A 19,731-nucleotide genomic window follows, 5' to 3' on the forward strand; every position below is an offset into this window, starting at 1 on the left:
ACTGAGCGGGGTGGTGACGGTGGCCTCGAGTTCTAACTACGCACTGGCGGTGCGCTCTGACGGAACCGTGTGGGCCTGGGGCTACAACGCCGAGGGACAGTTGGGGGATGGGACCCGGATCAACCGCTTGTTGCCGGTGCAGGTGCAAGGACTGAGTGGAGTGGTGGCGGTGGCCTCGGGTTCTGCCCACTCGATGGCGTTGCGCTTCGATGGGACCGTGTGGGCCTGGGGCTCCAACTCCTTCGGCCAACTGGGGGATGGGACCCGGAGCAGCCGCTTGTTGCCGGTACAGGTGCAAGGGCTGAGCGGGGTCGTGGCCGTGAAACTGGGCCTCCTCCACTCGTTGGCAGTGCGCTCCGACGGCACCCTATGGGCTTGGGGCTCCAACGGCATTGGTCGGTTGGGCGATGGCACCACGACCACCCGCTTCTTGCCAGTGCAAGTGCAGGGTCTGAGCGGGGTGGTATCCGTCGCCGCCGGTTACGCCTTCTCGATGGCGGTGCGCTCCGATGGAACCGTATGGACCTGGGGCATGAATTCCCTGAGCCAGCTGGGGGATGGGACCACGAGCACCCGTCTCTTGCCGGTGCAGGCGCTAGGAGTGAGTGGGGTCGTGGCCGTGGCCGCAGGCTTCTGGCACTCGCTGGCCATGCGCTCGGATGGCACTATGTGGGGCTGGGGCTCCAACGAGTTTGGCCAGTTGGGGACTGGTACAACGGTCCTCCGGAGCCCGTTGGTTCAAGTGGCGGATATGGCGGGGGTCGTGAGCATCGCTGGTAGCGAGACGTATTCGATGGCGGTGCGCTCCGATGGCACTTTGTGGGCCTGGGGCGACAGCTCCTACGGCCAGCTAGGCTTTGGCTCGCTTTCCAACGCGGATACGCCCATTCGCTCCTTGCTGTATTGAACCGCTCTTCCCGCCGGTCCTCATGCAACCTTGACATGCAACCCGCAGGTTGCATATTGATAGGGATAGATGGACATGGACATCGTGTTCAAGGCGCTCGCGGACTCGAGCCGCCGGCAGCTCCTGGATCTGCTGTACCAGGAGAACGGGCGGACGCTCGGCGAGCTCTGCGAGCACCTGGACATGTCGCGTCAGGCGGTCACCAAGCACCTGGCCGTGCTCGAGGAGGCCAACCTCGTCGCCGTGGTGTGGCGGGGCCGAGAGAAGCTGCACTACCTGAATCCCGTGCCGCTGCAGGACATCTACGAGCGGTGGATCGGGAAGTTCGAGCGTCAGCGCCTGCACGCGCTGCACACGCTCAAGACAAGGCTGGAAGAAGATGACGAGTCCTAAGCCGCAGTTCGTCTACGTCACGTACATCCAGACGACGCCGGAGAAGGTCTGGGCCGCCCTTCAGGACCCCGAGATGACCCGGCAGTTCTGGGGCCTGCACAAGAACGTCTCGGACTGGAAGCCCGGCTCCCGCTGGACGCATCAGGACTACGAAACCCACGAGGTGCGCGTCACCGGCCAGGTGCTCGAGGCCGAGCCGCCGAAGAAGCTCGTCCTCACCTGGGGCTGGCCCGAGGGACGTCCTGGGGCCGAGCCTCCCTCCAGGGTCACCTTCCTCATCGAGCCCTTCATGGGCTCGGTGCGCCTGACCGTGACGCACGATGAGCTCGTCGAGGGCGGCGCGATGATGAAGGGCATCTCGCAGGGCTGGCCGCCCATCCTCTCGAGCCTCAAGTCGCTGCTCGAGACCGGCCAGCCGCTCGCCATGACGACGAAGCGCTGGGGTCGCTAAGCCATCAGAAGAAAGTCCGTACAGGGGTCTGCTCTCAGCTCGAGAGCAGGAGGGACCCCTCCGGGCACGGTCTCGCCAGACTTGTCCGACAGTTGGACAAGTTCGTGAAGAGCGCGCCCGGCAGGCGCGGACGGTGAGGGGCACCGCCGCGCGGGATGGACCTGGAGACCGTTCAACGCAGGAGCGAGCGGCCGGCTGCCAGGTATTGGTGGGCGGCCTTCGTGTCCACGCGCAGGATATCGTTGATGTCTTCGTTGGCCCGCTCGGACTCGTCCATGGCATCCCACTCTTCGCGGTCGAGCACCTCCGCGAGCAGCAGCGTGGTCAGCGGCGCCTGGGTGGAGGGTCTCGAGGGCTTGTCCGGCGCCATCACATAGCCAGAGGTGTGCTGGGCCTGCTGATGACGGGGATGGGCCAGGGTGACCCAGGTGGGCGTTCCGGACGCGAGCAGCCGGGCGCGAAGGTCGCCGCCGACCACGAATTGTGAGTCGGCCGGCGCGGTGATGACGACTTCCTCCACGAGCAACGACCCGGTCACCACCAGGTCGAAGCCCCACGACACCATCAGGTTGTGGCAGCGCAAATCACCCAGTACGATCAGTGCGCCGTTGTCGTGACGGCCGGTCCGCACCAGCACGTTGGCTTGGGTCGTCAGGGAGCCGTCCACCACCAGATAGGGCTGCTCCGGCTGCCACACTGGCGTGTCGAGGGCCGGCGGCGGTCGCAGGGCCCAGTCTACGTCGATGGTCAGCAACTCGCGTGCCGCGCTGGTCGCGAGGTTGGGATGGGCGGCATGCAGCGTTTCGAGCGCGTGATGGGCTGGACCCTTCATGGTCTCACGAGAGGGCACGGCAAGACCTCCGGCGTTGGCGGCGGGTCAGTGCGCTCAAGGTGCTCAGGCCCAGCAGCAACCATGAGGCATCCCCTCCCGTGGCCGAGCAGCCACTGCCCAGCAGGGCGAGGTCCGCGCCGGTGACGCGGAAGCTCCGCGTGGCTGGGGTCTCGTCCACGTTGCCCGCGGCATCCCGGGCTCGCACCTGCAGGGTGTATGCCCCCTCGGCCAACGAGCTGAACGTGGCAGGCGATGGGCACGAGGTGAAGCCCGCGTCGTTCAGATTGCACTCGTAGGTGACGTCCGGCTCCGTCGCGCTGAACTCGAACGTCGCGGTGGTCTGCCGGGTGTAGCCCGAGGGGCCGGAGACGATGCTGGTGTCCGGTGGAGTGGTGTCCACCGTGAAGGTGTTGACTGCACTCCGGAGGCTGCGCACCGCCAGCACCTCCGAGACGGCCTGCACGGTATGCGGGCCATCGGACAGGTCCGTGGTCGGAGTGAAGGTGTAGTTGCCGCTGGCGTCGGACGTCACCCTGCCGGCCTCGTTGCCATCGATGTAGAGGATGACTTCGATCGCCGCCCCTGCGGGCAGGGCCTGGCCGGTGATGGGGGGACGGCGGTTGCTGGTGACGCTGCCGTTGGGCGGCGTGATGATCGTGGGGGGCTCGGGCACGACGAAGCCGCTCAGCCGCACGTCGGAGGTCCCGTTGGTACCCGGCTGGGCTCCGTAGGCGGGTTCCGAGGACTCCTGCTGGACGCCGGACGCGGAGCCAGTGGCGATGATGGGACAGGTGCCTCCCGCTGCCTGGAACAGCACTCGCCCACCCGCACCACCGCCGCCAGGGCCCACCCGGATGGCATTCACGTTCCCACCGAGGCCGCCCGTGACGGAGAGCGCCGCGCAATCGGCCGTCCTGACGAAGCGCAGGTAGATGGAGCCACCCGCGCCACCTCCACTGCCTCCATCCGAGGCCGCGGCGCTGGCCAGACCACCCGAGGCGGTGAGGGTGCCCGAGCCCGTGAGCTGACCGGCCCGGATGAAGATGGCGCCGCCTCCGCGCCCTCCGGGCACGCCCGTGCCGTCGGAGCCATGACCGGCCCCGCCGCCACCGCCGAAGGTGAATTGGGTCAGGGCAGGGTAGGTGAGTGCCGTGCCTCCCAGCCCGCCCACGTCCCGTCCACCGGTGTCTTCCGAGCGCCCGCCCTGGCCTCCTGCTCCTCCATGGCCACCGCCGCCACCGCCCGACTTGAAGCAGACTCCGCCGCCCGCGCCATTGGCCACGTTGCCACGCCCGGTCTGGGTGTCGCCGTAGCGCGTATTGGCAATGCCCTCGCCCTTTTGCGCGCCCGAGGGCGCCGGTTGCTCCAGTGCCGACAGTCCCGAGCAGCCCGTGGCCCCGGTGGTATCATTCACATACTGGCCCCCACGAAACCCGAGGGCGCTGGCGTTGATCTGCCCGCCGTTGGTCACGGTGCCATCGGCCAGGAACGCGACGATGCCTCCGGTGCTTCCATCCCAGGGCGGAGCCGTGATGCTCCGGCCCGCGGCGATGGTGACGTTGGTGTACTCGGGCACCCGGATGACCTGCGTCACGTTCGCCGCGTACTCGTGGACGAGCGGCGCCGTCAGCTCCAGCGTCGTCGGTGTTACCGAGTCCACCCGCGCGAGCTCCCAGCGGCCCACCGGACGGGTGCTGAGGTCCACCGCATCGGGCGCCCCCGAGGCGGGCACCGGTGTGATGCCCGTCGTCTGGTGCACCAGCACCAGGTCATCCGCCGCGAAGCAGGAGGCCTCCCCAGAACACGCTCCGATGGGGATGGAGGTGCTGCCCACCACCAGCGCGGCCGTCACGGGCGCATAGCTGTTGATGACGGTGTTGGGCCCCGCCACCACGAGCGGTCCGTTGTGCCCGTCGCCCACCCCGAACGTGTCGGCCTCCGCCAGCGCCGCACTCGAGCCGAGGGCCAGCACGCACAGCGCGGCCGAGAGCCATGTCTTCATGAATGGAGTCTTCATTCGTTCCCGGGGGTGACGATGGTGAACGCCACGCGGCGGTTGGCCGCGCGGCCCTTGGCGGTCTTGTTGGTCATCAGGGGCCGATCCGGCCCGAAGCCCTGCGCCTCCAGGCGCGAGGCCTCCACGCCCTTCTTCACGAGGTAGTCCTTCACCGACTGGGCCCGTGCCAGCGACAGCCTGCGGTTGGCGTCCGGGTTACCGACGTTGTCGGAGTGGCCCTCGATGTTGATCTTCTCGATCTCCGGGTGCTGGTTGATGACCCAGGCGAGCTGGTCCAGCATCCGGAAGGAGCGCTTCTGGATGATGGCCTTGCCGGTGGCGAAGAACACCGCCTGTTTGATCTCCAGGCTGCCCTTCTGGATGGCCACGAGCTGCTCGTCCTTGGCCGGGCAGCCATGGTTGGCGGCCTCGCCCTTCTCCTTGGGGCAGTTGTCCAGGTGGTCCGCCACGCTGTCGCCATCGCCGTCCCGTGCCGGGCAACCGCGCAGCTCCACCAGTCCCGCCTCGGTGGGGCAGTTGTCCCGGTCATCCACCACGCCGTCCCCATCCGTGTCCTTCACCGGGCAGCCCTGACGCGCGGCCGGGCCCGCCTCGCGGGGGCACTTGTCCACGGCGTCCAGGACGCCATCTCCATCCCGGTCCTTCGTCGGGCAGCCCCCGTTGTCGGCCGAGCCCGCGTCCTGGGGGCACTTGTCCGCCGAGTCCGGGATGCCATCTCCGTCCGAGTCCTTCCCCTTCACCACGTCCGCGCAGCCCTGGTTCTCGGCCGGGCCCGCCTCGTTGGGGCACCGGTCCGCCGAGTCCACGATGCCATCCCCATCCGTGTCCTTCACCGGGCAGCCCTGGCTCGCGGCCGGGCCCGCCTCGTTGGGGCACTTGTCCTGGTCATTGCTCACGCCGTCGCCGTCATCATCCCGCGCGGTGAGGGGCTCCTCGGTCTCGGTGCCTCCCAGCGCCACGCCGAGCAGCACGCGGAACGCCGGGGTGCCCGGCGTGTCTCCGAAGCCGGGTCCTCCCAGCGCGTAGACCTCGCCCAGTTTCCCCAGCGGCATCCGGAGGCCGGCGAGCAGCTCCAGCGAGCCCGGCTGGCGGGTGAGGGGCACGGTGCCCCGCACGTTGAGCTCTCCGCGCAGCCCGCTGCCCGTGGTGGCCAGCACCGCGCCCAGGCGCACCTCGTTGCCCACCTCGTCCTGGACGTTCTCGTCCGCGATGAGCGTGGCGGTGGGCCGCACCAGCACGCCCGCCTCCACACCGGCGCGCAGAAGGCCGAAGCGCCGGCCCGCCATCACCTTCGGCGAGAAGCGGAAGGTGGAGTCGCGCGCGAGTGCCTCCGCGCTGCCCACGGGAAGGCCCACGCCCAGCTCGACGGCCAGGTCCAACGGGTTCTCCCGCCGCTGCGAGAGCAGTCCCACCCGCACGTACGCCGAGGGCGTGGACAGTCCCGTCGTCGCCGGCGCCGCGAGGCCCTGGGCGCCGAGGTCATCCCCGCTCTGCCACACCACCATGGGCAACTGGGCGCCGAGCTCCAGCCACCGCAGCGGGGCCCAGGCCGCCAGCAGGTGCGCCGTGGCCCGGTGCCCCACCAGCGCGCCCACGGGGCTGCCGTCCGCGTACAACACCAGTGGATCCTTCTCGTAATGCCCCAGCAGCGAGAGGCGGAAGCCGCCCGCGGGCAGCAGCTCACCGGTTCCCATCACCAGCGAGCCCCGGGCATTGGGGTTCAACTCCAGACGCTCCAGCTCGAACGCCGGCACGCTCGCGGGCTGGGCGAGCGCGGCCGAGGCCAGCAACAAGGTTGCGACGGCGGATAGACGCACGTGGCTCATGCTCCCTCCGTATCAACTTCTTGTAGCCCGCTGGCAATGAAACGTCGCCCGCCGCGTCTCCGGGCCCGGAGGTGCCTGCTCAGAACTTCACGCCGACAGAGGAGCGCAGTTGCGTGTCAAACCGCGACACTGTAGCGGGCGGGGCCGCGTCGTACGTGAGGACGAAGCCCATGCTGAAGATGAACCGTTCGTTGGGCTCCACCGTCAACAGGGTCTCGTTGAGCACCCGCACGTCCGACCACTGCGTCAGCCGTGGCTGCACGTACAGCGTCTCCACGAGATTCATGTTCTTCATCAATTCCACCCGGCCCATCACGTAGCTGCTCAGCCGGGGATCCAACCGCTCCTGGCCCGCGTCGGGCTCGCCGTCGTTGCGCAGTTGCTCGTACTCCAGCATCCCCGCCACGCCGAGGATGAGCGACGCCGCCTCCGTGCTCCACAGCGTGAAGCGCGGCCCCGCGCCCACCAGCCCCCGCAGCCGCAGCCGCCGGAAGGCATCCAGCTCGTGCTGGAGGAACGTCTCTCCCGCCAGCCACTGCGTGAAGCGGTAGCGGTAGCGCGCGTGCTCCAGGAACCGGCTGGTGATGAGCGTGTCCTGGGCATGGCCGTACTCGCCCCGCACCACGCCCAGCAGCGTGTGCTTCTCCGTGCGCCACTGGCCCAGCACCGCCCCGCGCACCACCACCATCTCATTGCTGCCCGTGCGCCAGTCCAGCGACAGCTCCGCGCCCCCCGAGACCCCCATGGGCGACGCCGCCTCGTCGAAGAGTGCCTGCACGTTGACGATCTGCGCCGCCGCCTCCACGGAGGTCAGCAGCACCAGCACGAGCAGCCACGGGCCCACCGGCCCGCTCCGCGCCCGGCGCCCGCTCGCCAGCCTGGGGACCAGGGAAATGAAGTCTTCCATCGTTTATTTTGAACTCAAACTAGTTTAAGGGACAAGGGATGCTTCGAAACCTCGTCCTCACGCTGCTGCTCCTGTTGGCGCCGTCCACCGGGCTCGCGCTCGGCTCCGCTCTCAACGAGGGGTTGGGGGAGCCTCCGGTGGAGGTGGATCGCCGCACCCCGGCGGCCACGGTGGCGGGCTTCCTGGAGGCGACGCATGCGCGGGACAGCGCCCGCATGCCGCACTACCTGTGGCTGTCGCACCTGCCCAAGGAGAAGCAGCGGGAGGCGGGAGAGCGGCTCGCGCTGCGGTTGATGTTCGTGCTGGACCGCACGCTGTGGTTCGACTTCTCGCGCCTCAGCCACGAGCCGCAGGGGGACGCGGCGGACGCGCTCCATGACACGCTGGGGCGGGTGGCGCTCGGCCGGGGCGAGCGGGAGATCCGGTTGCGCAAGGTGAGCGGACCGGGGGGCGAGCCCGTCTGGGTCTTCAGCGAGGACACGGTGCGGGCCATCGACGCGCTCTTCGAGGAGCACGGCTCGCGGTTGCAGGAGTCGCTCCCGGCCTTCCTGCTCATGCGTCCGTTCTGGGTGCTGGAGGTGTGGCAGTGGCTGGGGCTCGTGCTGGGGGTGGTGGTGGCGGCGGCGGCGAGCCGGCTGCTGGAGAAGCTGGGCCTGCGGGTGGGCGCGCGTGCCATGCGACTGACGAGCTCCGGCTGGGATGATCAGGTGTTCGCGGCGGGCGAGGGCCCGCTGCGCCTCACCCTGCTGGCGGTGATGGCCGCGCTGGGCTCGCGGGTGCTGTTGCTGCCCCCGCCGGCGCAGCACGCGGTGGATCTGGCGGCCCGCTCGTTGGCCATCGTGTCGATGGCGTGGTTCATCCTGCGCTTCCTCAAGCTGTCCGCGCACTTCCTCGAGCAGAAGGTGGTCAGCAACTCCGGCGCGGACGTGGGGCGGGTGAGGGGGCTGCGCACCCAGCTCGTGGTGATGCGCCGTATCATCGAGGCGGCCACGTATTTCATCGCCATCTCGCTGCTGCTGTTGCAGTTCGAGGCGGTGCGCAACGTGGGCGTGTCGCTGCTGGCGTCGGCCGGTCTCGCGGGCCTCGTCATCGGCCTGGCGGCGCAGAAGTCCATCTCCACGCTGCTGGCGGGCATCCAGCTCTCCATCACCCAGCCGGTGCGCATCGGCGACACCGTGATTGTCGAGAACGAGTGGGGGTGGATCGAGGAAATCACCCTCACCTACGTGGTGGTGAAGGTGTGGGACCTGCGGCGGCTGGTGGTGCCGATGAGCCACTTCCTCGACAAGCCCTTCCAGAACTGGAGCAAGGTGTCGCCGGAGATTCTCGGCACGGTGGAGCTGTACGCGGACTACAAGACGGACGTGGCCGCGGTGCGGGTCGAGCTGGTGCGCATCCTCCAGAACGAGGGCCGTGAGCTGTGGGACGGCAAGGCGCAGGGCGTGCAGGTGACGGCGTGCAGCGAGCGGGCGATGACGCTGCGCGCGCTGGTGAGCGCCGCGGACGCGGGCAAGCAGTGGGATCTGCGCTGTCTGGTGCGCGAGAAGCTCATCGCCTTCCTGCAGCGCCAGCCGCATGGTGTGCCGATGCTGCGGACCGAGGCCACTCTCACCCCGGATTCGGCCATGCCGCTGGTGGGGCCGCTGCCCGCGGGGAAGCCCGGGGAGAACGTGGTGGTGCCGCCAGGCAAGCGGGCCGGGTAGCTCCCCGAGGGTTGCCCCGAGCCGCCGCTCCTCGCGGTATGACTCGGGGACCGCCCGCGTACGGGGTGGGGAGGGCGTTGCGTGTTCGAGCTCGAACAGGTGTCCAAGCGATTCGCAGGCACACAGGCGCTGCAGCCGTTGGACCTGCACGTGCCCGAAGGGCGCACCACCGTCCTGCTCGGCCCGAGTGGCTGTGGCAAGTCCACGCTCCTGCGCTTGATGAACGGGTTGCTCCGGCCCGACACCGGCCGCGTCCTCTTCCGGGGACAGCCCCTGCGCGACGAGGAGTTGCTCACCGTCCGCCAGCGGATGGGCTACGCGCTCCAGGGCGGTGGCCTCTTCCCTCATCTCACCGCCGAGGGCAATGCCACCCTCATGGCCCGCTACCTGAAGTGGTCCTCGGAGCGCGTCCACGCCCGGCTGCGCGAGCTCGTCGAGCTCACCCGGTTTCCGCCGGACGCCCTCGGCCGCTACCCCGGCCAGCTCTCCGGGGGACAGCGCCAGCGCGTCAGCCTCATGCGTGCGTTGATGCTCGACCCGGATGTGCTCCTGCTCGACGAGCCGCTCGGCGCGTTGGACCCGATGATCCGCTACGAGTTGCAGGGAGACCTGCGCGACATCTTCTCCCGGCTCGGCAAGACGGTGGTGCTCGTCACCCATGACCTCGGGGAGGGCGCCTTCCTCGGCGACCAGGTGGTGCTGATGCGCGAGGGACGCATCGTCCAGCAGGGCCCGCTCGCCGAGCTGGAGCGTGCTCCCGCGGATCCCTTCGTCACCCGCTTCTTCCAGGCGCAGCGTCTTCCTGTCTCGGGTGGCCACGCATGAGGGCGCTCATCATCGGGGTCTGGCTCGTGCTCGCCGCGTGCTCCGGTGCGCCTTCGGAGGAGGCTCCCGTGCGCGTGGGCTCCAAGAAGTTCACCGAGTCCGTCATCCTCGGCGACATGGTGACGCAGTTGGCGCGGAGCACCGGCGCGCGGGCCGAGCACCGGCGCGAGCTCGGTGGCACCCAGGTGCTCTGGCAGGCCCTGCGGCGCGGGGAGATCGACGTCTACCCGGAGTACACGGGCACCCTGCGTCAGGAGATCTTCGCCGGCCGCGCCCTGCCCGATGACGAGTCCTTGCGCCAGGCGCTCGCCGCCGAGGGCCTGCGCATGAGCGCGCCCCTGGGTTTCAACGACACCTATGCGCTGGGCATGAAGGAGGCCGAGGCCGAGCGGCTGGGCATCCGGACACTGTCGGACCTGCGCGAGCACCCGGAGCTGCGCTTCGGTTTCAGCAACGAGTTCATGGACCGTGGCGACGGCTGGCCCGCCCTGCGCGCCCGCTACGCGCTGCCCCAGCGGGACGTGCGGGGGCTCGACCACGACCTGGCCTACCGGGGCCTGGAGAGTGGGGCCATCCAGGTGACGGACCTGTACTCCACGGATGCGGAGATCGCGTACTACGGCCTGCGTGTCCTCGAGGATGATCTGCGCCACTTCCCCACGTACGACGCGGTGCTGCTCTACCGGGAAGACCTGGGCGGGCGGGCCCCGGAGGTGGTGTCGGCGCTCGGGCGGCTGGAGGGCCGCATCTCGGAGCCGGAGATGGTGGAGCTCAACGCGCGGGCGAAGCTCCAGCGGGTGCCCGAGCGTCAGGTCGCGGCCGCGTTCCTGGAGCGCGAGCTGGGGCTCACGGTGACGGTGCGCGGCGACAGCATGGGGGCGAGCCTGTGGCGCCACACGCGCGAGCACCTGTTCCTCGTGGGGCTGTCCCTGCTGGCGGCCATCGCCGTGGCGGTGCCGCTGGGCGTGCTGGTGGCGCGCCGGCCGAGGCTGGGACAGGGCGTGCTCGCGCTGGCCGGCATCATCCAGACGGTGCCCTCGCTGGCGCTGCTGGTGTTCATGATTCCGCTGCTCGGCATTGGCGCGCGGCCCGCCATCGTGGCGCTGTTCCTCTACAGCCTGCTGCCCATCCTGCGGAACACCGCGGCCGGGCTCACCGGGATCGCTCCCGAGGTTCGCGAGTCCGCCGAGGCGCTCGGGTTGCCGCCCGGTGCACGGCTGCGGCTGGTGGAGCTGCCCATGGCCGCGCCGTCGATCCTCGCGGGCATCCAGACGTCCGCCGTCATCAACGTGGGCACCGCCACGCTGGGGGCCCTCATCGGCGCCGGGGGCTATGGACAGCCCATCCTCACCGGCATCCGGTTGGATGACACCTCACTCATCCTCCAGGGGGCCGTGCCCGCCGCCGTGCTCGCGTTGCTCGTCAGCGGCCTGTTCGAGCTCGTCGAGCGGCTCGTGGTGCCCCGGGGGTTGCGGCTTTAAAACGTGGCTACGACCCCTCGCCCTCCGGGAGAGGGTCAGGGTGAGGGTGCCACGAATCTCGGGTTGAACCCCCTGTCCACAATGTGGGCCACAGATTGAAGAACAGGGACTGATACCCTCACCCCGTCCCTCTCCCGGGGGGAGAGGGGAAATTGTCAGCGCAGGTGTCGGACGGCTGCTGCCTCAGACGGCGCGCCGGGTCCGCTGCCGCCGGGCCGCCATCACCGCCAGCACCAGCACGAGCAGTGGCACGCCCAGCACCGCCGGCCACAGCCAGAGCGGAGGCGCCGCCTGCACCACCGCGCGCAACTCCCCTCCCTTGCCCGCCTCGTCCAACAGGTCCACCAGGCTGTACTTCCACTCCACCGTGTCCTTCTTCTCGTTGAGCGTGCCGTTCGTCTCCGAAACCGTCTGGCCGTGCACCCGGACCACGTAGAAGTGGTTGCCCATCAGCGCCCGGGCCATCTGCATCCCGAAGTCCTTGGCCGCCCGCTCCGTGGGATCACCCGCCCCGTCCGTGGCACCGGGCGCGTTCTTCGGATCGCCGAAGCGCTGGACGAAGACGTACTCGCCGAACCCGCGGCTCTCGATCTGGAAGGTCAGGTCCGCCTTGCCCTTGCCCTGCTTCGCCTGCTTCGCCGTGCTGCTCAGCTCCATCGCCCGTTTCTGTAGCTCGCCCAGCCGGGTGGCGTCCTTCACCGTCAGGTCGTACACGAGGTGCTGCTGCCCGTTCTCCTCGTACTCCCGGAGCTCGAACTTCGTCACGTCCGGGTCTTTCTTCAGCTCGGCTTCGGCGGCCCGGGCGTCCGCGCGCATCCCCTCGAGCGGGTCCTTCCCCTGCGTCCGCGCCAGGTCGAGGAACGACTTCGGCAGGCCCACGTCGAGCACCACGCGTCCCGAGCCATCGGGGAGGATCCAGATCTCCTGGAGCAGATCGAAGCAGCCAGTCAGCGTGAGCAGCACCAGCGGGGCGAGCAGCCACCGGAGGCGCGGGGAAGGTCGGTCGGTCGGGGAGGTCATGGCACCCATGGCCCCCCTATCTATCACCTTGCCTCAGGTCTCGGACCTGAGCGCGGCATGGGCCGCCGCCAGACGCGCGATGGGCACCCGGAAGGGCGAGCACGATACGTAGTCCAGCCCGATGCGGTGGCAGAAGGCGATCGTCTTCGGATCTCCACCGTGCTCGCCGCAGATGCCGATGTTCAACTTCGGCCGCGCCCCCCGGCCCAGTCTCACCGCCATCTCCATGAGCGAGCCCACGCCCCGCTGGTCGAGCGTGGCGAAGGGGTTCTCCGGGAGGATGCGCTTCTGCAGGTACTCGCTGAGGAAGCCCGTCTCCGCGTCGTCCCGCGAGATGCCGTAGGTGGTCTGGGTGAGATCGTTCGTCCCGAAGGAGAAGAACTCCGCGTCCTGGGCGATCTGATCCGCGGTAAGCGCGGCCCGGGGAATCTCGATCATCGTCCCGAGCTGGTACGCCACCTTCACGCCCTGCTCCTTCATCACCGCGCGGGCCTCTGTCTCCAGCAGCTCCTTCTCCACGCGCAGCTCGTTGCTGTGCGCGATGAGCGGAATCATCACCTTGGGGAAGACGCGCACGCCGTCCCGGATGCACTGGCACGCCGCCTCGAAGATGGCCCGCACCTGCATGCGGACGATCGCCGGCAGGTGGATGCCCAGCCGCACTCCGCGCAGGCCCAGCATGGGGTTGGCCTCGCGCATCGACTCCACCGCCTCCAGCAGGCTCCGCTTCCGGGCGAGCCGCTCCTCCAGTCCCTCCGCCTCGGGCTTGCCCTTCAGCAGCTCCAGCCGCGTCTCCAACTCGGTGACGTCGTGCAGCAGCTCGTCGTGGTTGGGGAGGAACTCGTGCAGGGGCGGGTCGATGAGGCGGATGGTGACGGGCTGCCCATCCATCGTCCGGAACAGCCCGAGGAAGTCCTCGCGCTGGAAGGGGAGCAGCGCCGCGAGGGCCTCGTCCCGCTCCGTGTCGCTCCGGGCCAGGATCATCCGCTGCACGTGCGGCAGTCGGTCCTTCTCGAAGAACATGTGCTCGGTGCGGCACAGGCCAATGCCCTCGGCGCCGAGCTCCCGGGCCTTCCTGGCGTCACGCGGGTAGTCCGCGTTCGCGTACACGCCCATCTCCCGGAAGCCGTCCGCCCAGCGCAGCAGCTCGAGGATGTACTCGTCCTTCAGGTCCGGGATGACCGTCTCCAGCCTGCCCACGAAGAGCTCGCCGGTGGTGCCGTCGATGGAGACGGTCTCCCCCTCGCGGATGACGCGTCCGGAGATGGTGAGCCGCCGCTGCTCGCAGTCCACGTCCATGGCCGAGACGCCCACCACCGCGGGCTTGCCGAACTGCCTCGCCACCAGCGCGGCGTGGCTGGTGCGCCCACCCCGGCTGGTGAGGATGCCCCGCGCCGCCAGCATGCCGTGCACGTCGTCCGGCTTCGTCTCGGGGCGCACCATGATGACGGCCTTCTTCTCCTCCTTGCTCCAACGCTCGGCGGTGTCCGCGTCCAGGGCCACCACGCCACTGGCCGCGCCCGGCGACACGTTCAGCCCGGTGGCCAGCAGCTCCCCCCGCTCCTTCGCCGCCTGCTTGTCCGCCGGGGCGAACTGGGGGTGCAGGAAGAAGTCGATCTGCTCCGGCTTCACCCGCAGCACGGCCTCCTGGCGGGTGATGCGCTTCTCCCGGGCCAGCTCCACCGCGATGCGCACCGCCGCCTGCGCCGTGCGCTTGGCATCCCGCGTCTGCAGCATCCACAGCTTGCCCTGCTCGATGGTGAATTCGACGTCCTGCACGTCACGGAAGTGCCGCTCGAGCTTCTCGCAGTACCGCTCCAGCTGCGCATAGAGCTTCGGGTGCAGCCCCTTCAGGGCGGAGATGCGCAGCGTGGGGCGCGTGCCCGACACCACGTCCTCGCCCTGGGCGTTGGAGAGGTAGTCCCCCTCCATCTCCCGCTCTCCGGTGGACACGTTGCGCGTCGTCACCACGCCGGTGCCCGAGCCCTCGCCCCGGTTGCCGAACACCATGGTGACGATGTTGACGGCCGTGCCCAGGTCATGCGCGATGCCGGCCGCGTTGCGGTAGTCCACCGCGCGCTTGCCATTCCAGCTGCGGAACACCGCCTCGGTGGCCAGCCGCAGCTGCTCGATGGGCTCCTGGGGGAAGTCGCGCCCCGTCTTCTCGCGGATGATGCGCTGGAAGGCCCGGGTGATGGCCTTCAGATCCTCGGCGGGCAGCGCCGCGTCGTTCTCCAGGCCCCGCTGGCGACGGTGCTCCTCCAGCACGTGCTCGAAGGGCTCGTGGGGCAGGCCCAGCACCACCGTGCCGAACATCTGCACCAGCCGACGGTAGGCGTCATAGGCGAAGCGCGCATCCCCCGTCTCGGCGGCGAGGCCCTCCACCACGCCGTCGTTCAGCCCGAGGTTGAGGATGGTGTCCATCATCCCCGGCATGGAGAAGCGCGCGCCGGAGCGGCAGGACACGAGCAGGGCGTTCTCCGGGTCCCCGAACGAGCGTCCCGCCCGCTTCTCCAGCTTGCGCAGCGCCGCGAGCTCCTGCTCCCAGAGGCCCTCGGGGAACCGGTTGCCCGCGGCGAGGAAGGCGTTGCAGGCCCGGGTGGTGACGACGAAGCCGGGCGGCACGGGCAGCCCGATGCGGGTCATCTCGGCGAGGTTGGCCCCCTTGCCGCCCAGCAGCTCCTTCATGTCCCCGCGGCCCTCGTCGAAGAGGTACACCCACTTCTCCCGCGAGGCCTTGGACGTGCGGGAGGTCTTGGATGTGCGGGAGCCCTTGGGCGCACGGGCGAGCCGGGGCTCGGGGCGGGTGCGGCGGCGATTCTTGGTGGGCGGAGTCTTCCGGGCGCGGCGGGGCATGGTGTGCAACTCCGTGAGAGGGCGTGGAAACCACGCGACGGGAGTCGCAGCACTTGCCGTGCCAGCCGTACTTCAGGGCGAGCCACTGTCGCCCGGTGCGCAATTCCTGCGGCCCCCGTCCTCCAAACTGGGGGCGCGCCGTCCGAAGGCGCAAGTTCTGCCTGCTCCCTCGGAACCTGGAGCTCCCACTATTTGCCCTTGGTGTAGTCCCGGCTGGCGATGACGCCCTGCACCTCGGCCAGCGCGCGAGCCCCCGAGGCCGACTCCAGTGCCTTCTCGGCGATGGCCTGCACCTGACGCTTGGCCTCGTTCAGCTCCGTCTGCAGCGAGAGGATGGCCTGCGACTGCTTGGCGTTGGTCTCCTTCAGGGAGGCGATCTCCATGCTGGCCACGCGCTGCGCCGTCTCGGCGTCCTTCTGTGCCAGCGTGAACTTCATCTCCCAGTCGGACTTCACCTGGTTGCCCGCGATGGCCGCCGCCGCGCCCGTCTCCCTCTTCAGCACCACCGGGAAGTCCGCCACCTGCTTGCGCAGCTCCTCCAGCTCCTTCTCGCGCAGCTTCAGCGCCTCCTCGCGCACCGCCCACTCCTTCTCCAGCTTCTCCTTGCGATCCCTCTCGGCCGCGGCCTGCACCCGCATCTGCTCGGCGAAGGCGTCCTGCTCCTTCTTGCGCGAGAGCACGATGCCGTAGGTGTACTCCTCCTCGGCCCGCTTGCGCGCCACCTCCATCAAGTCCCGCTCCGTCGCCAGCTCCTGGGCGAACTTCGTGCGCGTGTCGGCGATCTCCTTCCGCAGCCGCTCCATCTCCGCCTCCAGCTCCTCCTTCTTCCGGTCGTACTCGGCCACCAGCACGTCGATGGCGCTCGCGGCGATGTCCTGGCCGTGCAGGGCCGTGAGCTCCTCCGTCTTGAGCTTGATGGCCTCGTCGAGCTGCTGGAGCTCCTCCACCAGCGCCATCACCTGCTCGTTGATGCCGGCCAGCGTGCGGTTGATGGTGAGGCCCGCCTCGGTGACCTTCTTCACCGCGGACTCCGCCGTGAGGCTGGAGACATCCGTCAGCACGCTCTTGGCGTGGGTGGTGCGCGCCTCCTGCTCCTTGGCCGAGACCACGGGCTTGTTGCGGTTCTTCCGGGCCAGCTCCTCGAAGGCGGCCTTGGTCTGCTCGGTGGTGCGGTTGCGGGAGGCCTTACGGGCGGCGGTGCGAGTAGCCATGTGTGATGCTCCAGGTTGGGTCCGGGTCCTCTCAGGTAGGGCCCGGCCGTGGCGGTGGGAGTGCTCGGCCCCCTCTCGGGCGGCCATGCGTAGGAAATACCCAATGGGTCTGACATTCCCCGGGCTCCGGCGTGGCTCCGGAAGGGGGTTTCTCGCACCAGACCTGGGATGTCAGACCCACCCCTCCACGCAACCTGGCTGGTACGGTATGGCCCGGCCTACGCGTGGGTACGTGGAAGGAGGCTCGGATGCGGCTGTGGACATGGCTGGCGGTGGGCGCGGTGCTGGTGGCGGGAGCGGGTGTGGCGCGCTCCCGAGCCGTGCTTCGTGAGGAGGTCCGTGTGACGGTGGACGGTGTCACCGAGCGCTGGCGGCTCGAGTGGCGGACGCCTCCCGGGCTCGCGTGCTTCGAAACGGAGGGCGTCACGTGTCCCTGCGAGGGCTTCGCGCAGGGCGAGCGGGGCGAGTTGGAGCTCGTGCGCTCGCGTCCGGGCGGGCCCGTGGAGCGGCTCCCGCTCTCACCTTTGTTCGGGCCTCCCGTGCAGGGCGAGGCGCGACCCCTGGCGATGTTGCGTGGGTGGGCACCCGCCGAGGGGGATGAGGCGCTTGCCCCCGGTGCGCGGCGCCAGGCGCTCCAGCGCCGCGAGCGCGTGCGGGCGATGGTGCTCGGGGACTACGACCATGATGGGCAGGCGCGCGAGTTCGTGCTGCAGACGCAGGCCCACGGGTGCGGACTGCGGGAGGCGGTGCTCATCGGCGTCGACAGGCGAGATGGCCGTGTGCGCGCGCTGGGCACCGCCGAGCATCCCGACACGCCCCTCGTGCTGGAGCCGGAGACCTGGGCGATGCTGCGGGGCTCGGCGCGAATCGAGTCGGTCGAGACGCCGTGCGGCGACCACGGCAGCGAGCAGGAGCGGGTGCTGCGGGTGCTCGCCGACGGGAAGGGGCTGCACGCCACGAGCGAGCTCTACGCGTGCACCGACGCGGGACGCGGCGCCCTGGTCTCGAGCGAGGTGCTCTGAGCCGGGCGCCGCGTTTCTCCTTCAGTCCTCGTCCTTGAGCAGGAAGTCGTTGTTGATGACCTTGAACGACAGCCTGCCGCCGAGCGTGGGCGAGTGCCGCTCGGTGAGAGGGCGCACCACGATGCCCTCCTTGCGGTTGCGCGTGCCCGTGTAGAAGCCCTGGGCGAGCTTCAGGTAGTGCTCCAGGCCGTGCTCGAACGTCCGCGCGGCCTCGCCCGTGACGACGTGGGCTTGCCCCAGATCGTGGACTCAAGCAGAGGTCGCGTTAGTCACGAGGTTCACGCCGATCGACCATGCCGTCTCAATGAGAGCTACGAACATGACCTTCTGTGCGAACACGTTATTGATGATCCCCATGGAAACCTCCGGCTGAACGAGAGCAACGGTGATGAGCCCTAACGCCTTCAAGCTGATGAGTGCAAGAATGGCGACGGCGCCAGCCAACCACGTGAACCACTTGTGACGTGCGACTCCCTCCTCGGGTGACCCCTGCTTCAATCCACGATAGGGGGCTGCCGGTATTATACGCGGCCAATGCACAGAAGCGGAAAGTCCACGCTCGCTCGGCTGCCTAGCTAAGCAGTAAAGAACCATGCGCTCCTCTGCATAAGGCTCGTGGCGGGGCCGGCGCGCTTCCTGACCGGCCCGCGCCCAGGGGCTTCAGGGGACCTGGCTCAGCACGGCGTCGAGGGCCCGGTTGAAGCCCTGGGGGTCGTCCATCATCAGCCAGTGCGAGACGTCGGGCACGGTGGTGGTGACCACGCCGGGGATGCTGCGCGAGGCGGTGAAGGGGTTCTCCTCCGCGGCCCCCTCGGCCTCGATGGCGAAGCGCGGCCCGGTGTAGCGGTCCAGTCCGGGGCGAGGCGAGAACGCGCCCATGGAGCGGCGCAGGGCGACCACGGTGGTGGGCTCCACACGGCCGACCGAGGCCAGGACGTACTCGCGCGTTCCGCTCCGGGCCTTGGGGCCGAGCATCTGCGCGAACTCCTCCTGTACCTGGGTGGGTCCGTAGTTCTCCGGGGGCTTGTTGAACCAGTCCTTCATCTCCTGGGGCGCCTGGCTCACGTCGCCCACCGCGTCGGCGTAGACGAGCGCGGCCAGCTTCTCCGGGTGGCGCGCGGCGTAGGCGGAGATGACGTTGCCGGACATGCTGTGGCCCACCAGCACGAAGCGCTCGAGGCCCAGCGCGCTCACCACGCGGTCCAGGTCCTCCGCGAGCACCTCGATGGTGTAGACGCCGTCGCTCGCGGGCCGCGAGTCGCCGTGGCCCCGCTGGTCATATGCCACGGCCCGGCGCGAGGCCCGGACGTGGTCGAGCTGTGCGCGCCAGACCTCCAGGTCCGCGCCAAGCCCGTGGACGAAGACCACCGGCGTGCCGCCGCGCCCTCCATCGGAGACGCGGAGCTTGCCGGCCCCGCCCTCGACGGAGGTGAATGTTTCCTGGCCCGATGGCGCGGCCGGGCGCGTCGTGGCGCATCCGAGCCAGGTGAGAACGAACAGACCGAGTATCCAACGTGGCATGGCGCTCCTCCTGAAATGGGGCGCCAACATACCGGGGGGCGGTGACTCCCAGGCGTACGGCCCGTGTGGAATCGCTCAGAATGTGATGTGGAAGGTGGAGGCGCCCAGTTGCTCGTCGTGGCGCACCACCTCCATGCGGAAGCTGGAGACGCCCGCGGCGTGGAAGGCGGTGGTGAGCGCCCCCGCGTGAAGTGGGGCGGCTCTCCATGGGTCTCGGCCATCAGCAGGAACTCGGGGAGCGGCCGCATGACGAGCTCCCAGCCGCTCTGTCCGGGCAGCTCACGCGCCGCGGCGCCCATGAAGTTGTTCAACGTCCGCAGGTTGTGGGTCAGCCGCAGCAGGGTGCGCTCCGGCCCCACCGCCCGGGCGTGGGCGTGCATCGCCGCGCCCATTCTCGTCACGAGCGAGTGCTCCATGAACCGCCGCCCGAGCATGAACTCCGCCCTGGGCGCGGAGAGGTGCGGGTAGAGGACACTGGAGAGGACATGGATGGCGCCCGTCCACACCACGCCCGGGTATGCCGCGCGCAAGGGCTCCCGAGGGGAGAGTCCCAGCCCGGCGAGCGCTTCCAGTGCCCGCGGCCCGAGCGTCCCGGCCATCAGGGTCTCCAGGGCATGGCCGAACACCACGGGCTCGCGCCGGAGGGCGCGGTGGGGCACGCTGTTCGTCCGGGTGTGGGGGGTGCTCCACGTGTTCAGTGGCTGGAGTTCCATGACGTCATGAAACACCCGGCTCATGTCGTCTCTTTTGCGTCTTCGT

General features: G+C 69.5%; 17 protein-coding genes and 1 pseudogene. 8 read left to right on the plus strand and 10 right to left on the minus strand.

The window, feature by feature from the left end; translation table 11 throughout:
* The 3 genes from Q664_RS24225 to Q664_RS24235 all read left to right on the plus strand — a co-directional run.
* A partial coding sequence (locus Q664_RS24225) for an RCC1 domain-containing protein (RefSeq protein ID WP_043400273.1) occupies positions 1-907 on the plus strand: 907 nt, incomplete at its 5' end.
* A 75-nt stretch (positions 908-982) separates the two neighbouring features.
* Entirely contained in the window at positions 983-1,300 is a 318-nt protein-coding gene (locus Q664_RS24230; RefSeq protein WP_084610334.1) for an ArsR/SmtB family transcription factor, read from the plus strand.
* A complete protein-coding gene (locus tag Q664_RS24235; protein WP_043400279.1) occupies positions 1,287-1,751 on the plus strand; it encodes an SRPBCC family protein in 465 nt (154 codons plus the stop codon). Before Q664_RS24230 ends, Q664_RS24235 begins: the two co-directional genes overlap by 14 nt.
* 172 nt (positions 1,752-1,923) lie before the next feature.
* Here Q664_RS24235 and Q664_RS24240 read toward each other — a convergent pair whose 3' ends face one another.
* The 4 genes from Q664_RS24240 to Q664_RS24255 form a co-directional block, all read right to left on the minus strand.
* Entirely contained in the window at positions 1,924-2,583 is a 660-nt protein-coding gene (locus Q664_RS24240; protein WP_043400282.1) for a hypothetical protein, read from the minus strand.
* Positions 2,584-2,587: 4 nt separating this feature from the next.
* The gene (gene agmC / locus Q664_RS24245) at positions 2,588-4,585 is read right to left on the minus strand and encodes an adventurous gliding motility protein AgmC (protein WP_052518599.1); all 1,998 of its coding nucleotides are present in this window, start codon (positions 4,583-4,585) and stop codon (positions 2,588-2,590) included.
* 11 nt (positions 4,586-4,596) lie between these two features.
* Entirely contained in the window at positions 4,597-6,426 is a 1,830-nt protein-coding gene (locus tag Q664_RS24250) for an OmpA family protein (RefSeq protein ID WP_043400284.1), read from the minus strand.
* Positions 6,427-6,505: 79 nt separating this feature from the next.
* Positions 6,506-7,333 carry a DUF481 domain-containing protein gene (locus Q664_RS24255; protein ID WP_052518600.1) on the minus strand — a complete coding sequence of 276 codons (828 nt, stop codon included), beginning with the start codon at positions 7,331-7,333 and terminating at the stop codon, positions 6,506-6,508.
* Between the two features lie 38 nt (positions 7,334-7,371).
* Between Q664_RS24255 and Q664_RS24260 the strand changes: the two genes are divergently transcribed.
* The 3 genes from Q664_RS24260 (at position 7,372) to Q664_RS24270 (ending at position 11,342) form a co-directional block, all read left to right on the plus strand.
* Positions 7,372-9,036, plus strand: coding sequence for a mechanosensitive ion channel family protein (locus tag Q664_RS24260; protein WP_043400286.1), 1,665 nt, complete (start codon positions 7,372-7,374; stop codon positions 9,034-9,036).
* Between the two features lie 81 nt (positions 9,037-9,117).
* A complete protein-coding gene (locus Q664_RS24265) occupies positions 9,118-9,861 on the plus strand; it encodes an ATP-binding cassette domain-containing protein (RefSeq protein ID WP_043400289.1) in 744 nt (247 codons plus the stop codon).
* Positions 9,858-11,342, plus strand: coding sequence for an ABC transporter permease/substrate-binding protein (locus tag Q664_RS24270; protein ID WP_043400291.1), 1,485 nt, complete (start codon positions 9,858-9,860; stop codon positions 11,340-11,342). Before Q664_RS24265 ends, Q664_RS24270 begins: the two co-directional genes overlap by 4 nt.
* Before the next feature lie 183 nt (positions 11,343-11,525).
* Here the strand turns inward: Q664_RS24270 and Q664_RS24275 are convergent, their stop codons facing one another.
* From Q664_RS24275 to Q664_RS24285, 3 genes are all read right to left on the minus strand, one after another.
* Entirely contained in the window at positions 11,526-12,362 is an 837-nt protein-coding gene (locus Q664_RS24275) for a hypothetical protein (RefSeq protein ID WP_063934750.1), read from the minus strand.
* 33 nt (positions 12,363-12,395) lie between these two features.
* Positions 12,396-15,218 carry a pyruvate, phosphate dikinase gene (gene ppdK, locus Q664_RS24280; RefSeq protein WP_084610320.1) on the minus strand — a complete coding sequence of 941 codons (2,823 nt, stop codon included), beginning with the start codon at positions 15,216-15,218 and terminating at the stop codon, positions 12,396-12,398.
* Between the two features lie 188 nt (positions 15,219-15,406).
* Positions 15,407-16,429, minus strand: coding sequence for a coiled-coil domain-containing protein (locus Q664_RS24285; RefSeq protein ID WP_043400294.1), 1,023 nt, complete (start codon positions 16,427-16,429; stop codon positions 15,407-15,409).
* Between the two features lie 248 nt (positions 16,430-16,677).
* Here Q664_RS24285 and Q664_RS24290 point away from each other — a divergent pair, with 248 nt between their 5' ends.
* The gene (locus Q664_RS24290) at positions 16,678-17,451 is read left to right on the plus strand and encodes a hypothetical protein (protein WP_043400297.1); all 774 of its coding nucleotides are present in this window, start codon (positions 16,678-16,680) and stop codon (positions 17,449-17,451) included.
* Between the two features lie 249 nt (positions 17,452-17,700).
* Here Q664_RS24290 and Q664_RS24295 read toward each other — a convergent pair whose 3' ends face one another.
* Positions 17,701-17,895, minus strand: a complete 195-nt coding sequence (locus Q664_RS24295; RefSeq protein WP_043400300.1) for a hypothetical protein — start codon at positions 17,893-17,895, stop codon at positions 17,701-17,703.
* 216 nt (positions 17,896-18,111) lie between these two features.
* Positions 18,112-18,972 (minus strand): alpha/beta fold hydrolase, encoded by an 861-nt coding sequence (locus tag Q664_RS24300; RefSeq protein WP_052518602.1) that lies wholly within the window; start codon positions 18,970-18,972, stop codon positions 18,112-18,114.
* Between Q664_RS24300 and Q664_RS60105 the strand changes: the two genes are divergently transcribed.
* Positions 18,971-19,162, plus strand: coding sequence for a hypothetical protein (locus Q664_RS60105; RefSeq protein ID WP_043400309.1), 192 nt, complete (start codon positions 18,971-18,973; stop codon positions 19,160-19,162). The genes Q664_RS24300 and Q664_RS60105 overlap by 2 nt on opposite strands.
* A gap of 112 nt (positions 19,163-19,274) precedes the next feature.
* On the opposite strand, the pseudogene Q664_RS62985 reads toward Q664_RS60105, so the two are convergent.
* Positions 19,275-19,709 (minus strand): annotated as a pseudogene (locus tag Q664_RS62985) (DUF2378 family protein); the annotation flags it as partial.
* Positions 19,710-19,731: the final 22 nt, after the last annotated feature.

The sequence above is a fragment of the Archangium violaceum Cb vi76 genome (assembly GCF_000733295.1).
GTDB classification, from domain to species: Bacteria; Myxococcota; Myxococcia; order Myxococcales; family Myxococcaceae; genus Archangium; species Archangium violaceum.

Coding starts and splice junctions, on each gene's coding strand:
- Q664_RS24270 (WP_043400291.1), top strand. CDS start 9,858: ATGAGGGCGCTCATCATCGGGGTCTGGCTCGTGCTCGCCGCGTGCTCC.
- Q664_RS24290 (WP_043400297.1), top strand. CDS start 16,678: ATGCGGCTGTGGACATGGCTGGCGGTGGGCGCGGTGCTGGTGGCGGGA.
- Q664_RS24285 (WP_043400294.1), bottom strand. CDS start 16,429: ATGGCTACTCGCACCGCCGCCCGTAAGGCCTCCCGCAACCGCACCACC.
- Q664_RS24275 (WP_063934750.1), bottom strand. CDS start 12,362: ATGACCTCCCCGACCGACCGACCTTCCCCGCGCCTCCGGTGGCTGCTC.
- Q664_RS60105 (WP_043400309.1), top strand. CDS start 18,971: ATGGCGCTCCTCCTGAAATGGGGCGCCAACATACCGGGGGGCGGTGAC.
- Q664_RS24300 (WP_052518602.1), bottom strand. CDS start 18,972: ATGCCACGTTGGATACTCGGTCTGTTCGTTCTCACCTGGCTCGGATGC.
- Q664_RS24230 (WP_084610334.1), top strand. CDS start 983: ATGGACATCGTGTTCAAGGCGCTCGCGGACTCGAGCCGCCGGCAGCTC.
- Q664_RS24240 (WP_043400282.1), bottom strand. CDS start 2,583: ATGAAGGGTCCAGCCCATCACGCGCTCGAAACGCTGCATGCCGCCCAT.
- Q664_RS24255 (WP_052518600.1), bottom strand. CDS start 7,333: ATGGAAGACTTCATTTCCCTGGTCCCCAGGCTGGCGAGCGGGCGCCGG.
- ppdK (WP_084610320.1), bottom strand. CDS start 15,218: ATGCCCCGCCGCGCCCGGAAGACTCCGCCCACCAAGAATCGCCGCCGC.
- Q664_RS24235 (WP_043400279.1), top strand. CDS start 1,287: ATGACGAGTCCTAAGCCGCAGTTCGTCTACGTCACGTACATCCAGACG.
- agmC (WP_052518599.1), bottom strand. CDS start 4,585: ATGAAGACATGGCTCTCGGCCGCGCTGTGCGTGCTGGCCCTCGGCTCG.
- Q664_RS24250 (WP_043400284.1), bottom strand. CDS start 6,426: ATGAGCCACGTGCGTCTATCCGCCGTCGCAACCTTGTTGCTGGCCTCG.
- Q664_RS24260 (WP_043400286.1), top strand. CDS start 7,372: ATGCTTCGAAACCTCGTCCTCACGCTGCTGCTCCTGTTGGCGCCGTCC.